Below are 16,028 nucleotides of genomic sequence, written 5' to 3'. Positions count from 1 at the left end.
TTAATTTAATAATAAAAGTTGATTAATATAATCTGATTTTATCAATTTACAATTATATACTACTTTTTATTGTATAGTTGATAAATAATTAACTGTCCTAAAACAAACATTTTAAACTTTATTATTAATTCTAAACATTTTTCTAACTTAACAAAACAAATAAAACACAGCACACACATAAATGGATTACAAAACTTTATACTCAAAAAGTATTGAAGAACCTGAACTTTTTTGGAAAGAAGAAGCGTAGAAATTAGCATGGTCAACTTACCCTGAACAAATCTTAAAACAAAATGAAAACGGATATTATTCGTGGTTTGTTGACGGAAAAATAAATATGAGCCGTTTGGCTTTGGAGGAAAATATAAAAGCTGGACGCGGAGAACAATTTGCTTTAATTTACGATTCTCCTGTTACAGAAGTTGTTCAAAAAATTACGTACAATCAGCTTTTAGAAAAAGTAAGTCGTTTTGCAGGAGGTCTTACATCCTTAGGATTATCAAAAGGTGATACAGCAATTATTTATATGCCTATGATTCCAGAAGCAATTGTTGCGATGCTTGCTTGTGCGAGAATTGGTGTAATACATTCTGTTGTTTTTGGAGGTTTTGCAGCGCCAGAATTAGCTATTCGTATTGATGATGCTCAACCTGATGTTATTATTTCTGCGTCTTATGGAGTAGAAATTAATCGTCAAATCAACTATAAACCATTGATTGATGAAGCAATTGAATTAACACTTTACAAACCAAAAAACATTGTCATTTTTGAACGTCCAAATCACACCGATGATTTATCAGCAGAAAACGTTCATACCTATGATGAAATGTATCAACATCAACCTATAGAACCTATCGAAGTTCCAAGTACACATCCATTATATATTTTGTATACTTCTGGAACAACTTCTACGCCAAAAGGTGTCGTACGCGATACAGGAGGTTATGCAACTGCACTAAATTCGACAATGAACTATTTTTATGATTTAGAACCAGGTGATACAATTCTTACTGCAAGTGATATTGGTTGGGTTGTTGGACATTCCTATATCGTTTATGCGCCGTTAATTTATGGTGTTACAACGGTTATTTATGAAGGAAAACCAATCAAAACTCCTGACGCTGGAGCTTTTTGGAGAATGGTTGAAGAACATAAAATCAAAAATGTTTTCACAGCTCCAACAGCAATTCGAGCAATTCGAAAAGAAGATCCAGAAGGAAAATTATTCCAAAAATACGATACGTCAAGTCTGAAACGTTTATTCTTAGCAGGAGAACGTTGTGATACATCTACTTATTATTGGTTAAAAGAAATTTCAAAATTACCCGTTATTGATCATTGGTGGCAGACAGAAAGCGGCTGGCCAATGTTAGGAATTTGTGTTGGAATCGAAAATATAATGCCTGAACCTGGCGCAGCTGGATTACCTGTTTTTGGGTATAATATAAAAATTGTAAATGAAGAAGGACAAGAAAATGATATACGAGAGGAAGGTTCTATCGTGATTCAGCTTCCACTTCCTCCTGGTTGTATGACAAGTTTATGGCGAAATGAACACCGATTTATAAAAGGTTATTTTCAACAATTTCCGAATCATTATTTAACTGGTGACGGAGGTTTTAGAGATGAAAATGGTTTTGTATTTATTACAGGTCGAACTGATGATATTATTAATGTCGCTGGTCATAGGTTAAGTACTGCAACAATGGAAGAATTGGTTTCTTCTCATCCTGATATTACAGAATGTGCGGTTGTGGGAATTAAAGATGAATTGAAAGGTCAAATTCCAATAGGTTTGATTGTTACAAAAGAAAACGCATCAAAATCGGAAGAAGAAATCGAAAAAGATTTGATTGCTTTATTACGCAAAGAAATTGGCGGAATTGCCTGTTTCAAAACATCTATAATAGTTAACAGACTACCAAAAACACGAAGCGGAAAAATATTACGCAAAACTTTATCTCAAATTGCAGACGGAACACCATTCACAATTCCATCTACAATTGATGATGCTACAGTTTTAGATGAATTAATTCACGAATTTTCAAGAAGAAACGTAGGTCTAGCCTTTGCGATTTCGTCAATATAATCCATTTTATTCATTCACTATTTCAAAAGCAGTAATTCCTACTATTACTGCTTTTTTTATTCATTTTTACATAAATTTGAATTAGAAATATCATTCAATGCCAAATCAATCCAAATCATTAGAAGATGTGCACGAAAGTGTTCAAATCAAAAAAGGAAAGTTTAGAAAAATCCTAAGTTTTTTTGGACCTGCCTACTTAATAAGCGTTGGTTACATGGATCCGGGAAACTGGGCAACCGATTTAGCAGGCGGCAGCCAATTTGGTTATACTTTGATTTGGGTTTTATTGATGAGTAACATAATGGCTTTGTTATTACAAAGTTTATGTACACGTTTGGGAATTGTTCGACGAAAAGATTTGGCGCAATGTAACCGAGAAACTTATCCGAAAGGAATGAATCTCATCTTGTATATTTTAGCCGAAATAGCTATTGCAGCTTGTGATTTAGCAGAAATTTTGGGAATGGCAATTGGTCTAAATTTACTTTTTGGAATAGATTTGATCTATGGTGTTTTAATCAGTTTCTTAGACACTTTTCTCCTACTTTATCTTCAAAAATTAGGCATGCGAAAAATGGAACTTTTCATTGTTGGTTTAATCACGATGATTGGTTTATGTTTTTTAACCGAAATGTTTTTAGCAAAACCAGATTTTGGAGAAGTTGCAAAAGGATTTATTCCATCTATTCCAAATAGCGCTGCATTGTATATCAGCATTGGTATTATCGGCGCAACTGTAATGCCGCATAATCTTTATTTACATTCTGCACTCGTCCAAACGCGGCAAATAAAACGCGATGATTTTTCAATCAAAAAAGCCCTCAAATATAACTTTTGGGATAGCGCAATTGCTCTGAATTTAGCCTTCTTTGTCAATGCTGCAATCTTAATTTTAGCTTCATCCGTATTCCATAAAAACGGCTATCACGATGTTGCAGAACTGAGCGATGCTTATAGATTATTGGGGACAACTTTAGGAACAGATTTGGCTCCAAAATTATTCGCAGTTGCTTTAATTTTAGCTGGACAAAGCTCTACAGTTACAGGAACTTTAGCTGGACAAATTGTGATGGAAGGATATTTACATCTACGTATTAATCCTGTTTTGAGAAGAATTTTGACACGATTATTAGCCGTAGTTCCAGCAGTTGTAGTCATTCTTATTTTTGGAGAAAAAGAAGTCGGTTCTTTACTAATTTTCAGTCAAGTTATCCTAAGTATGCAATTGGCTTTTGCGGTAATTCCGTTGATTCATTTTGTGAGTGATAAAGCGAAAATGGGGAATTTTGCAATCAATACAACAACCAAATTTTTTGCATGGACAATCGCTTTTATTATTTCATTTCTGAATGCGCAATTGGTGTATGAAGAAGTTAATAAATGGATGGCAAATAGTGAATCTTACACTTTAAATATTTTTCTTATAGCGTTAGAAATAGGACTTTTAGTTTTATTATTGCTGACATTTTTTATTCCAATTATGTTGAAGAAAAATGAAGAACATCAAAAGGAAATTCATGAACCATTTGAGAAGTTTACGTTAGAAGAAATTTCGAATCAACATTTCAAAAAGATTGTTGTTGCGTTAGATTTTTCGAAAACGGATAGAAAAGTGATTAATTATGCGACACAATTAGCTACTACAGAATCTACCATTATTTTGGTTCATATTGTCGAAAGTGCTTCTGCAAAATACACGGGAGAGCGTACGAATGATGAAGAATCTCTGTCAGATTTGAAACGTTTAGAACAATATGCAGAGATCATTCGACCTTTGTTTAATGAAACTAAAATCGAATTAGGTTACAATAATCGAATCAATTCAATTGCTGAAATTTGTAAACGAAATCAAGCAGATTTGTTGATTGTTGGTTCGCACGGACACCGAGGTTTTATGGATTTTATTTTTGGAGAAACGATTAATAAATTAAGGCATCGCGTTAATATTCCGGTCTTTATTGCAAAATAATAAAAAGCCATTCAGAATTTTTCTGAATGGCTTTTTGATTAGATTAAAATATAAAAATTATTTGATCGATAATAATTCAATCATTTCTTTATTTTCTTGTAAAATAGCATGATCTAAAGCAGTTTTACCATTATTATCTTTAATGTTTAAATCTGCACCAGCTTCGATTAGTTTTTTGGCAATTTCGTTTTGACCAAATGTTACAGCAAAAATCAAAACAGAAGCTCCATTAAAATTCACTTGATTAACATCAGCCTTATTCGCAATTAGTAAATTTTCCATTTCAGGAAATCCTCTAAAGGTGGCTCCCATCAACGCATTGTTTCCAGATAAATCTTGCGCATTAGGATTTGCTTCTTTTGATAATAATACTTTCGCAGCGTCTGAACTGTTATTATAAATCGCTAAAATTAAAGGTGTAAATCCACGTTGATTTGCTTCATTTACATGTTTTCCATTCGAAATTAGTTCTTCTATTTGCTTCACATTATTTTCTCTCGCCGCACTAAACAAATCTTGTGCATAAATTGAAGAAAAACTGAATAGAAATAAGGCTAAAAATATATGCTTTTTCATGATAATATTGATTTTATTAAAGTCATGGAGCCAAACTCAATCGACTCCAATCCAATAGATATTATTTTGGTAAATATTGCTTTACATCGTTCATAGAAGTATTTGTAGCCTTCATCAAACGTGTTCCATATTCTGTATTTGCATGGTAAAAATGTGCAATCATTTTATGAACAATTACTTTATTTTTAACCGAATTTAAAGCTCCAGATAAATTTTTGATTAAATTATCTTGATCTTTTTTAGAGAATGATTTGTACAAATCTCCAGCTTGTACAAAGTTATTTTCTTTATCAATGACATGCTGAGTTGCAATAGCTCCTGCAGGAAAAACAGATTTTGAATATTTGAATTTTGCATTATCTACAATCTCAGGAAGATTAGTTGAAGGTTGATAATTTACATCACCTTTTTGCTCACGGATCGACATATAACCGTCTTGATTATATGTTTTTACACTGTTTTTGGTGCATTAACAGGAATTTGTTGGAAATTACCCGTTAAACGATGACGTTGTGTATCAGAATAGGAAAACAAACGACCTTGTAACAATTTATCTTCAGAAGCTTCAATTCCTGGAACCAACGTAGCTGGAGCAAATGCTGCTTGCTCAACTTGTTGAAAATAATTCGTTGGATTCTCATTCAATGTCATTGTTCCAACTTTAACTAACTTTACAACAGATTCTGGCCAAATTTTCGTTACATCAACAGGATTGAAATCTAATTTATCAAAATCTTCTCGTTTCAATAATTGAACATATAAATCCCATTTCGGAAAGTTTCCTTTGTCGATTTCATTACGTAAATCTAATGTTGCATGTTCTATTTCAGTCGATTGAATTTTATTCGCTTCTTCTTGTGTTAAATTTTTCGTTTCTTGTTGAGGAACCCATTTGTATTTCACATAAGTTACTTCACCTTTTGCATTTACCCATTTGTAAGCATGTACACCATTTCCTTCCATTTGACGAAAATTTGCAGGAATTCCATAATCTGAAAACAACCACGTTAACATATGCGTAGACTCTGGTAAATTAGAGAAAAAATCAAATACACGATTTGGATCAGATGCGCCATTTGTTACAGGAGATGGCCTGAAAGCATGCACCATATCTGGGAATTTGATCGCATCTCGAATAAAGAAAACAGGTAAATTGTTTCCAACTAAATCGTAATTTCCTAGTTCTGTGTAAAATTTAACAGCAAATCCACGTGGATCACGATAAGTTTCTGGCGAACCTTGTTGATGCGTTACAGTTGAAAAACGTACAAATAATGGTGTTTTTTTACCAGCTGTTGACAAGAAATCAGCCATTGTCACATCAGAAAAATCTTTATCAGCTACAAATTCTCCGAAAGCTCCAGCTCCACGCGCATGAACAACACGTTCAGGAATACGTTCGCGATCAAATGCTGCTAATTTTTCAATTAAATGAATGTCCTCCAACAAAACTTGTCCGTTATTTCCGATTGTTTTAGAATTTTGATTATCTCCAACTGGAGCACCTGTGTTTGTTGTTAATTGTTGGGCAAATCCAATCGTAGAAAGGAATGCTAAACTTAATACTAAACTTCTTTTGATCATAATTATAGTTTTATTCTTTATTTATCATTTTAAGACAGAGCAAAACTAAATCTGTTATAATTATAAATTAAATCTATAAAATCTATTAGATGTAATTAATTTTTATAATAATTATAACCCAATCCTTTACAAGGAAGAAAAAGGTGATATATTATTTCGCAATAAATGAATAAATAAAAATGATGAAGAATTTTAGAAATAAAAAAAAACCGCTTATTTAGCGGTTTTGAGAGATATTATTTAATTTTTTCTAAATCGTTGAAAAGACATAGAAGGTTTAATTTTTATCGATTCATTAGCTATTAATACCATTAAATTCAAATGCTGATTGAACATCCATAGTGAATTTCCTTCAACCTCTACTCCTTGTGGAGTTCTGATAAGTTCTAAATTTGTGTACATCATAATCTATAATTTTTTGGTTGACGCTAATATTGTGTTAAAAATAATTTTTAATGTTAATTTCATTTAACACAACTGATAAAATTAAAAGTTTCTAATAAAATTCCGTGTTTTGTGTTTGTTTTTTTATAAACATAAATTATACCAAAAAATATACAAATAGTTTCCTTCATGTTAAATTTTAAGAAATTTGACTCCAGCCAACTTTATCTTTATGATTTTCAATAAAATATTTTTTTGTTGGCTCATAAATCGAAGAAGAAAGTGTTGGATCTTGTGAAAGAATAGCTTCTACACATTTTCTTGCAGCATACAAAACCTCTTTGTCTTTCGCTAAATCAGCAATTTTAAGGTTGAGAACTCCACTTTGTTGCGTTCCCATCATATCACCAGGACCACGCAATTCCAAGTCAACTTCCGATACCTGAAAACCATCATTAGTTTCACACATTGTCTGAATTCTACGTTTCGAAACTTCATTCAATTTTCCACCTGTCATCAAAATACAATACGATTGTTCCGCACCACGACCTACACGACCACGAAGCTGATGCAATTGAGAAAGACCAAAACGTTCAGAATTTTCAATAATCATCACCGACGCATTTGGGACATTTACACCAACTTCTATCACAGTTGTTGCCACCAAAATTTGGGTTTCATTATTTTTGAAACGATTCATTTCAAATTCTTTATCCGCAGGTTTTTGACGACCATGCACAATACTTATCGCATATTCTGGCAACGGAAAAGCACGAGAAATACTTTCGTAACCATCCATCAAATCTTTCAATTCTAACTTTGCTGATTCTTCAATCAGTGGATAAACCACATAAATTTGACGACCTTTCGCAATCTCATCTTTCATAAATTTGAAAACGCTTAAACGATGCGCATCTGTTTTATGAAGTGTTTTGATAGGTTTTCGTCCTTTTGGCAATTCATCAATCACCGAAACATCCAAATCGCCATACATTGTCATCGAAAGTGTACGTGGAATTGGCGTGGCTGTCATCACTAAAATATGTGGTGGAAGTTTAGCTTTTCTCCAAAATTTAGCACGTTGAGCGACTCCAAAACGATGCTGTTCATCAATAATCGCTAATCCTAAATTCTGAAAAATCACATTATCTTCCAACAAAGCATGCGTCCCGATAATGATTTTAAGTTTTCCATTTTCAAGATTTTCTAAAATTGGTTGACGCTTTTTCTTTGTCACCGAACCCGTTAATAACTCAACCGAAACATCCAAACCATTCAATAATTCTGTAATACTTTCGTAATGTTGTTGCGCAAGAATTTCTGTTGGTGCAATTAAAGCTGCTTGAAAACCATTGTCGACAGCAATCAACATCGTTAATAATGCAACCATCGTTTTTCCAGAACCAACATCACCTTGCAACAAACGATTCATTTGCGCAGGTTGACGAAGATCAAAGCGAATTTCTTTCATCACTCTTTTCTGTGCATTTGTCAATTCAAAAGGTAAATATTCATTGTAAAATGTATTGAAATAATGACCAATTTCTGGGAAAGGATTACTTCTATTCTTTTGTTTATTGACTGCTTTTTGAGAGAGATTTGCAAGATTTAGAAAGAAAAATTCTTCAAATTTCAGACGACGAATTGCTGCATTTAATTCTGTTACATCTTTCGGAAAATGAATTGCTTTCAACGCGTCATTTCTTCCAACTAATTTATAATGATCGAGAACATTTAAAGGTAAATTCTCAGGAATATCAATATTTTCAGCAAAAAGATTCATCATCATTTTTTGAAGAACACGATTCGTAATTCCTTTTTTCGTCAACTTTTCAGTACTCGGATAAACAGGAAATAATCCAAGCGGAATATTTTTAGCGTCTTCAACTAATTCAATTTCAGGATGTGTAATACTAAAATTATTATTGAACACATTTGGTTTTCCGTAAATCACAACTTCTTTGAAAAGATCATTTCTTAATTTCTCCTTTTGCCAAGAAGAAACTTTAAACCAAACTAATTCTAAAGTTCCAGTTCCATCTTGAAATTTCCCAACTAAACGTTTTACTTTTCCTTGGTTAATTTCTTCTAAACTAACAATTTTACCTTTCAATTGTATTTCGGCTGCTGTTGATGAAATTTCTGAAATTTTATAGAATTTCGATTTATCAACATAACGAAAAGGAAAATGCTGTATCAAATCTTCGTATCTAAAAATTCTGAATTCACTTTGCAGTGTTTTAGCACGCTCAGGTCCAGCACCTTTTAAATATTCTATTGTTTTTTTTAATGGATTTTGATACATTTTTCTACTTTCGAAAGTCGCAATTTACCAAATTTTAACGATAAACAATGTCATCATTGTTACAAAATAAGCTCGTAGAATTGCTTTATATTTGTAACAAATTAGAATCAAATGAATTTAACAGAATACATCAACAAAGGTTTATCATACGAAGATTATATCACACGCGTTGAAGATGATTTGGAAAACGAAATCGAAAACGATGATCCGAAAGAATATGTACAATATTATGCTTTGGGATTGCAACGCATGAACAGAATTTTTAAAACATTCAGTTTAAATCCTGCTCAAGAAATACGCGTTAAATCAACTACAAATAATTTAAAATTATTAGTAATTACAGAAGGTTGGTGTGGAGATGCATCTCAAATTTTACCTGTTGTGGAGAAATTGGCAAATGCACTTCAAGTTTCGACGCATTATGTTTTACGTGATGAAAACATGGAGTTGATGGAAAAATACAAAACAAATGGTGCAGCTTCTATTCCGATTATTATTGGAGTGAATGATGAAAATGAAGAAGCTTTCCGTTTTGGTCCTCGTCCACAAGCTGGAATGGAAATGTTGGCGCGTTTCAAAAGTAATCCTGATACGTATTCAGCAGATGATTTTCACGAAGATTTACAAAAATATTACAACAATAATAAAGGTGAAGATATTGTAAATGAAATTTTAGATTTGATTGACGAAAACATCGGTAATTAATCATTTTTTTCTATTTGTTCAACTTGATATTTGTTCGCATCTTTGTGTAAGATTTTATTGAAAAAGAAAAATGAAAGGAAATAAGCAAATTATTTTTGCCATCGTTGTAGTTGTCGCTTTAGTCGCTATTATGTTTACGCCAATTGGTACATTTTTTAAAAGTAAAATTGAAGATAATAGCCACGTTGCTGGTTCTGATATAGAATTAACAGAAAGTGATTATGATATTGATTTAATTGGTCATAACGGCGCTGCGAATACAAACTTGATTGATTTCAAGAAAAGTGGTGAAGTTGTTTTCCTAAATTTTTGGGGAAGCTGGTGTCCTCCTTGTGTTGCAGAAATGCCAACAATTCAGAAATTGTATGAAGCAAAAGGACAAAAAGTAAAATTTGTATTGATTGCTATTCAGGATAAACCGACAGTTTTTAATCCTTTTTTGCAAAAAAATAATTATACAATGCCAGTTTATGAGCCAAATAGTCCAATTTCGAATAATATGTTACCAAAGGTTTTTCCAACAACTTATATCTTAAATAAAAAAGGTGAAGTTGTGTTGAAAGAAACAAAAACGAGAGATTGGAACGATAAAGAAATTAATGATTTATTAGATAAATTAATCGCTGAATAATTTCATTCAAAAAGATAAAAAACCGTTATTAAATGATTAATAACGGTTTTTTTTATATCTGTAATTTAATTTTCTCTCATCAATGCCAATTGCAATAAAGCAGTTGATGTATTTTGATTACGTGTAGTAGCACTTACATTAAATAGATTTTCGAAAAAATTATTGGTCAATTTTGTTTTTCCATAACCAGAAGGACAATACAAATAAACGACATCATCAGCAATAAAATATTGTTCATCTTCAGTTTTCGAATTTTCAACTTTTTCAGTATTTATTTCCTCAGGTTTATTGGCTAAAAATGTATAATGCAAAAACTCTTTATCGATGCTCAAATCCTTTAAGAATGGATTATTTTCGATGATGTTTTTTAATTTTTCGATGGTTAAAATCAAAACTGGAACTTCAAAAGATAAACTTTCTACAATTTTATCGTGAATTAAATCTCCAATTTCTTTGATATCAGTCAAATTTGTCGAAAAAACTGCATTTCCACTTTGCACGTAAGTGGTAACATTTTCCAGTCTAAGTTCCTCTAAAAGTTTGGTTAAAACATCCATTTTGATGATTTTTTTACCACTCACATTTATACCTCTCAGAATTGCAATAAAAGTATTCATAAAACTATCTCTATTTACGAGAAACTTTGTTTAAAATTATGAAAATAAATATAATAGAAATTTTAAAACAAATCCCTAATTGTTACGATAATTTTGATAAATTAGCATCATTCTGAATAATAAAAAAACTAATAAAACCTATGACTACAAACAGATTAGAAGCTTTTAGCGATGGCGTTCTTGCAATTATTATTACCATTATGGTTTTGGATCTGAAAGTTCCGCTTGGAGATGATATCATGAGTTTGAAACCTTATATCCCAAAATTTCTGAATTATTTGTTCAGTTTTATTTATGTTGGAATTTATTGGAACAATCATCATCATCTTTTTCAGGCGATTGAGAAAGTAAATGGCGGAATTTTATGGAGTAATTTGCACTTGCTTTTTTGGTTGTCTTTATTACCAGTTTCCACAGGTTGGATGGGCGAAAATTACGACTCAACTTTTCCAGTTGCTTTTTATGGATTTGTCTTATTTATGAGCAGTGTAGCATTTATGATTATTGAAAAAATTGCTGTAAAACAAGAAGGAAAAGAATCAATAATTGGGAAATCTGTGAGTAGAAGTTTTAAAGAAATTTCTTCGAGTATTGGTTATTTGGCTGGAATCGGAATTTCATTTGTAAAACCAGAAATTGGTATTGTCATTTATGCTTTAATTGCTTTACTATGGCTAATTCCAGATAGAAGAATTGAAAAATCGATGCGATAATTATTGATAATTTTCCACAGAATCAATTAATTTTTGAAGAAGATTAGATGTAGAATCTTCTTCAAAATTTTTAAAAGATTGTCCTAACCATAAATTAGTAAACGCTGTATTTTCGTTCAATTTAGAAGCGTTTCTCAACGGATTTGTTAATTTATTTTGATAAGGATAAGGTAAAATAACCTCGGAATTTTCAAACAAACGAATAAATTCATTCTCAATTCCTCGTGCATATCTTCCAGAAAAACTTTTTGTCAAGATAATTTCATTTTCTTTCACATTTTTTAATCGCTCTTTTTCGAACGATTTTAAAGCACTTTCATTGGAACACAAAAACAAACTACCAATCTGAAAAGCGTCTGCACCCAACTGTTTAGCCGCCAAAAGTGTTTTCGCATCATAAATTCCACCAGCAAAAATCAACGGCTTTTTCACAACATCTTTTACTTTCGAAAACAAAGAAAAACCACCAATCTGAGGCAAAATATCTGGATTAAATGTTCCACGATGTCCGCCAGCTTCAATTCCTTGCACACAAATCACATCAATATTTGATTTTTCCAATTGTATCGCTTCATCCAGCGTCGTACAAGTCCCTATTAATGTAACATCATGTTCTTTAAGACGATTAATAGAATCATCATCCAAATTACCAAAGGTAAAGCTCAAAATTTTACATTTTTCTTGTAAAATTATGTCTATTTGTTCCTTATAACCATTTGGTTTTACAGCTTCAATCTCAGGAAAAACAACTTCAAAGTTTTGTTGATGCGAAAGGTCAATTAACTTATCTTTTGTTGCATTATACCTTTGTTTTAATTCTAGTGTGATTTCAGGAATATCGTTTGCAAAAATATTGACAGCAAAAGGTTTATTCGTTAATTTTTTGGTTTGATAGATTCGCTTCAACGAATTCTCTGCATCCAAATCAGCAATTGGCAAAGAACCTAAACAGTTACAATTACTTGCTGTAGCAACCATTTCTGATGTCGTTACTCCAAACATTGGCGCTTGAATAATCGGATATTTTACGCCAAATAATTCTGTTAGTTCATTTTGCCAAATCATCTTTTTTTACTTTAAATTTTCTTTCAATTTAGGCATAAAAGCTTTTATCGCAGGAAGTAAATGCTCAAAAATTGGATTGTTTTTATTCTTCATAACCACTTCCAAAAACAACTTTAAACCTATTGCAAATTCTACTGATTGATTTTCATTTTCGAACGGATTTTTAGATTTTATCATTTCAATAATCTTAAAAATCTCATCATGATTCATAAAATCTAAAACGATTGGAGCCTGTAATGGTACATCTTTGTCTAATAATTCGGTCTGTTCTAATGTTAATTTGTAGTGATTTCCTTTCTTTGTCATATCTCTAGTTTTTCCAAAAGTAACAGATTAGAATTATCAAAAATTAAAATGATTATTCGTTTAATTGATTGATTAAATCAATAATATTTATTCAAAAAAGAGTCACATTTCTGCAACTCTCTTTTGTTATTTATCAACTCCTTGATTTACTTGCTTATGACGTTCATTCATTGCTTTCATTTCCGCCATAAATTCTTTGTCTGTCACAACTTTTCCCTTTGTTGGCAAAGTAATCACAATATCTTTATCTAAAATTTCGATTTCTTTCATTGTAAAAATAGCCTTGAACTCATCTTCTGACATTTCTGCTTTCACAATCAATCCTGGTAAATTTGCATAACGATAAGGACCATCTCTATAAGGTAAACTTGTTGTATACCACGCTATCACCTCTCTTCCTTCCTCATCTATTCCAACTGCTTTTGTCGCGTTATAACCTGCTATTTCTGTTTTTTCTTTTGTGATTTTCCATTGATAATCAAAGATTTTATCTTTAATCAAAAAGGTTTTCACTCCAAAATCTTTCACATTATAAAATTCGTTTTTTTCATAATCTTTATATTGTGGATTTGCTTCTGCAGCAATAATCATCTGCGCAATAGAATTGTCATTGGATTGATTATTATCAATTTTAATTTCAGGTTTGAAAGAAGACATTTTACCATTACTCTCCAATACAAATTTCACCGAAATTCCGCGATCTATTTCACTTTTGAAACTCGCTTGATACGCAGCAGGGATACTACTTTTGATCTTATCGAAATCTAAAATAAAATCTGTGTTGTAGATTACTTTTATGTTCTCCTTTTTGGCTTGTGCAAAAGAAATAATACACGAAATAGTTGTAAAACATACCGAAAATATAAGTTTTTTCATGTTATAATAATTTATGGTTTTGTTATTCTCAAAAGTAAAGAAACAAAGAAAATGAATTTGTTAAACATGACACAATAAATTATATCATATTCATAAAATATAATTTGAAAATTTAACAATTTCCTAAAATTGAGAATCATATAAATTGAAGGAATAAATATTACTTTTAAAAATATATTCACAACCAAAATTTATGAAATTACAAAAAGGAATTACAGGTTTTGACACCACTCCTAATTATACAACAGAAGATTTAGAGAAAATTCTGAAAGGAATTAAATATCCATTTACCAAGACAGAAGTTGTTCTGAAAATGAATGATTCTTCTAACTTTTATCAAATTAAAATTAATTATCAAAAGACAAAACAAGATTTTTATTTGATAGTAAATTCTACTTATTTAATCTTTGCTTGTGTAGAAAAAAATAGATGCTTCGATTTGAAATTTATTGACTTTCCTATTGAATTAATTTCACAATTAAAATCAGAGGTAAACTCCAGTTTAATCCTTCTAAATCCAAAAGAATTAAACAAAAAAGTAGACGTTTCTGATTTAGAATTATTAGGTGAATCAGAAATTAAACAGATCAATTATTGGAAAAGTAAAACACTGGGAGAGATTGTTTTCAATTGTTTTGATTAAACTTTTCGTTTAATAATTTTCTTACGTTTTCTTTTCTTAAAAATAATTCGAATTAGTCGATAACCATACGTTACCTTTTTATTTTTTGTAATAATTGGGAATGCCATTGTACACATCAATGAGATGCAAGCAGTTGTACCTAATGCGCCTCCATAACCATTGAAAATTTTGCTCGTATAATGCAATAAAACTGCAAATAAAATTGGAGAAAAAACCAACGAAAAATAACTGATATTTATGGTTGATGATACCATTCCAATGAAAGTTCCACCGATTACATACAACGGAATATTTTTGGTATAAAACTCAGGTAAAATTGTCGGAAAGAAATAGAAAAATCCACCTACAATCATCGCAATCATTGCAGAAGCACGAACTGGTCCTTGCTTGAAACGAATGTTTAATTCGTACGTTGTTAATGAAGCTATTATTGAACACATCATTAATATTAAAAATTCAATAATCATTAGCCCGCAATTAATTTAAACAACAACATACTTAATAAAACACCGATAAACGCTAACGTTCCCAGCTTTCCTCCCACACCAACAAATAAAGATTTTGTAGCAAAAAATAACAAGGCTGTAAAAACTCCAGCCGTAATAATCATCCAATAAACATATTGAAAATCAAGCGAAGTCATTCCAATGAAAGCACCACAATAAATAGGTCCTGCAATTTGTTTTAGGTATTCTGAACGAGGATTAAACTTCGTTAAAAGAGAACCTAAAGTCCCGATAATTCCAGCAGAAAAAACGCCTCCTAAACCAAGTTGATTATTGATTAAATACGTTATAATTGCAGCTATAGGAATCCATAAAACTAATGTTTTTCGATCAAAAGAATATTCGTGATGATGCAGTGGAAACTTGCGGTAAACCACAATCAAAAGTAAACAAATTGCAGCAATAATGTAAGGAACAAGATAATGTTCTATTCTCTCGTTCATTATCGAAAATAAAAACAGAAACTGAATTACAAAAATAATCAGTATCGTGACAAATTTTATGATTCGTTTGGTTTGCACAATTATTTTTTTGAAGTTGCAAAGTTAATGACTTGTTCTAACAAAATAGAATAATTTTTATCAGTAAAGTTGTAAAAATTTCTTAAATTTAAGAACAATATGAAAACACTAGAAAATTTGAAATTCCAACATCATTTAACAAAGAATCTATTGAACAATGGATTTCAACAATTCGTGAGTTTACACAAAAAATTCAGAATGAAATCACCTCTCTTTCAGAACCTAAATTCGAACAATAATATCGTTCTGAAGGCTGCATCAACGTTGGGTTACTTTGTTAAATTCTTTTGTTGAAAGTGATTGGGACAAAAAATTTCGTCATCAGTAAACAAATCTTGCGATTTATGCTTGGAATTGCAATCATCATTTGGCGCATATACAACAAGCTAATAAAAGTTAGTGTATCTTTGCAAAAAGGACTGTCTCTTAAAGTGTGTAAGTTCAAAAATTAAGCTTGGGTTAGGTTCTACTTTTTAGAGTCTAACCCTTTCTTGATATAGGATTAAAAATTGATCAATAATAACTCCCCAGTTTCTTA

General features: G+C 31.1%; 15 protein-coding genes and 1 pseudogene. 6 read left to right on the top strand and 10 right to left on the bottom strand.

Annotated elements, in window-relative coordinates:
- Positions 1-337: 337 nt before the first annotated feature.
- Both G0Q09_RS10720 and G0Q09_RS10715 read left to right on the top strand, forming a co-directional pair.
- Positions 338-2,089, top strand: coding sequence for an AMP-binding protein (locus tag G0Q09_RS10720; RefSeq protein WP_306822324.1), 1,752 nt, complete (start codon positions 338-340; stop codon positions 2,087-2,089).
- A 97-nt stretch (positions 2,090-2,186) separates the two neighbouring features.
- The gene (locus tag G0Q09_RS10715; RefSeq protein ID WP_038335783.1) at positions 2,187-4,058 is read left to right on the top strand and encodes an Nramp family divalent metal transporter; all 1,872 of its coding nucleotides are present in this window, start codon (positions 2,187-2,189) and stop codon (positions 4,056-4,058) included.
- Positions 4,059-4,115: 57 nt separating this feature from the next.
- Here G0Q09_RS10715 and G0Q09_RS10710 read toward each other — a convergent pair whose 3' ends face one another.
- The 4 genes and pseudogenes from G0Q09_RS10710 to recG form a co-directional block, all read right to left on the bottom strand.
- Complete coding sequence (locus G0Q09_RS10710) at positions 4,116-4,634, bottom strand: ankyrin repeat domain-containing protein (RefSeq protein ID WP_219034866.1); 519 nt, start codon at positions 4,632-4,634, stop codon at positions 4,116-4,118.
- Positions 4,635-4,695: 61 nt separating this feature from the next.
- Positions 4,696-6,218, bottom strand: a pseudogene (locus G0Q09_RS10705) (catalase).
- A gap of 240 nt (positions 6,219-6,458) precedes the next feature.
- The gene (locus tag G0Q09_RS10700; RefSeq protein ID WP_181816300.1) at positions 6,459-6,623 is read right to left on the bottom strand and encodes a hypothetical protein; all 165 of its coding nucleotides are present in this window, start codon (positions 6,621-6,623) and stop codon (positions 6,459-6,461) included.
- Positions 6,624-6,801: 178 nt separating this feature from the next.
- Positions 6,802-8,907 carry an ATP-dependent DNA helicase RecG gene (gene recG, locus G0Q09_RS10695; RefSeq protein WP_219034865.1) on the bottom strand — a complete coding sequence of 702 codons (2,106 nt, stop codon included), beginning with the start codon at positions 8,905-8,907 and terminating at the stop codon, positions 6,802-6,804.
- Between the two features lie 111 nt (positions 8,908-9,018).
- On the opposite strand from recG, the gene G0Q09_RS10690 reads away from it, so the two are divergent.
- Positions 9,019-9,612, top strand: a complete 594-nt coding sequence (locus G0Q09_RS10690; RefSeq protein ID WP_115000253.1) for a thioredoxin family protein — start codon at positions 9,019-9,021, stop codon at positions 9,610-9,612.
- A gap of 70 nt (positions 9,613-9,682) precedes the next feature.
- Positions 9,683-10,243 carry a TlpA family protein disulfide reductase gene (locus tag G0Q09_RS10685; protein ID WP_219034864.1) on the top strand — a complete coding sequence of 187 codons (561 nt, stop codon included), beginning with the start codon at positions 9,683-9,685 and terminating at the stop codon, positions 10,241-10,243.
- A gap of 65 nt (positions 10,244-10,308) precedes the next feature.
- Here the strand turns inward: G0Q09_RS10685 and G0Q09_RS10680 are convergent, their stop codons facing one another.
- Positions 10,309-10,860, bottom strand: coding sequence for a DUF1697 domain-containing protein (locus tag G0Q09_RS10680; protein ID WP_219034863.1), 552 nt, complete (start codon positions 10,858-10,860; stop codon positions 10,309-10,311).
- Between the two features lie 140 nt (positions 10,861-11,000).
- On the opposite strand from G0Q09_RS10680, the gene G0Q09_RS10675 reads away from it, so the two are divergent.
- Positions 11,001-11,573, top strand: coding sequence for a TMEM175 family protein (locus G0Q09_RS10675; RefSeq protein WP_115000259.1), 573 nt, complete (start codon positions 11,001-11,003; stop codon positions 11,571-11,573).
- On the opposite strand, the gene G0Q09_RS10670 is transcribed toward G0Q09_RS10675, so the two are convergent.
- From G0Q09_RS10670 to G0Q09_RS10660, 3 genes are all read right to left on the bottom strand, one after another.
- Positions 11,574-12,638 carry an NAD(P)H-dependent flavin oxidoreductase gene (locus G0Q09_RS10670; protein WP_219034862.1) on the bottom strand — a complete coding sequence of 355 codons (1,065 nt, stop codon included), beginning with the start codon at positions 12,636-12,638 and terminating at the stop codon, positions 11,574-11,576. It lies immediately after the preceding gene.
- 6 nt (positions 12,639-12,644) lie between these two features.
- Complete coding sequence (locus G0Q09_RS10665) at positions 12,645-12,944, bottom strand: DUF3861 domain-containing protein (RefSeq protein ID WP_219034861.1); 300 nt, start codon at positions 12,942-12,944, stop codon at positions 12,645-12,647.
- 126 nt (positions 12,945-13,070) lie between these two features.
- The gene (locus G0Q09_RS10660) at positions 13,071-13,820 is read right to left on the bottom strand and encodes a GLPGLI family protein (RefSeq protein WP_219034860.1); all 750 of its coding nucleotides are present in this window, start codon (positions 13,818-13,820) and stop codon (positions 13,071-13,073) included.
- Between the two features lie 193 nt (positions 13,821-14,013).
- Here G0Q09_RS10660 and G0Q09_RS10655 point away from each other — a divergent pair, with 193 nt between their 5' ends.
- Complete coding sequence (locus G0Q09_RS10655) at positions 14,014-14,463, top strand: hypothetical protein (RefSeq protein ID WP_219034859.1); 450 nt, start codon at positions 14,014-14,016, stop codon at positions 14,461-14,463.
- On the opposite strand, the gene G0Q09_RS10650 is transcribed toward G0Q09_RS10655, so the two are convergent.
- Positions 14,460-14,906 (bottom strand): hypothetical protein, encoded by a 447-nt coding sequence (locus G0Q09_RS10650; protein WP_219034858.1) that lies wholly within the window; start codon positions 14,904-14,906, stop codon positions 14,460-14,462. The genes G0Q09_RS10655 and G0Q09_RS10650 overlap by 4 nt on opposite strands.
- 23 nt (positions 14,907-14,929) lie before the next feature.
- Complete coding sequence (locus G0Q09_RS10645; protein WP_219034857.1) at positions 14,930-15,412, bottom strand: hypothetical protein; 483 nt, start codon at positions 15,410-15,412, stop codon at positions 14,930-14,932.
- Between the last annotated feature and the right edge of the window lie 616 nt (positions 15,413-16,028).

The sequence above is a fragment of the Empedobacter falsenii genome, assembly GCF_019308355.1.
Classification (GTDB): Bacteria; Bacteroidota; Bacteroidia; order Flavobacteriales; family Weeksellaceae; genus Empedobacter; species Empedobacter falsenii_B.
This window is presented reverse-complemented; position numbering and strand designations above follow the sequence as displayed.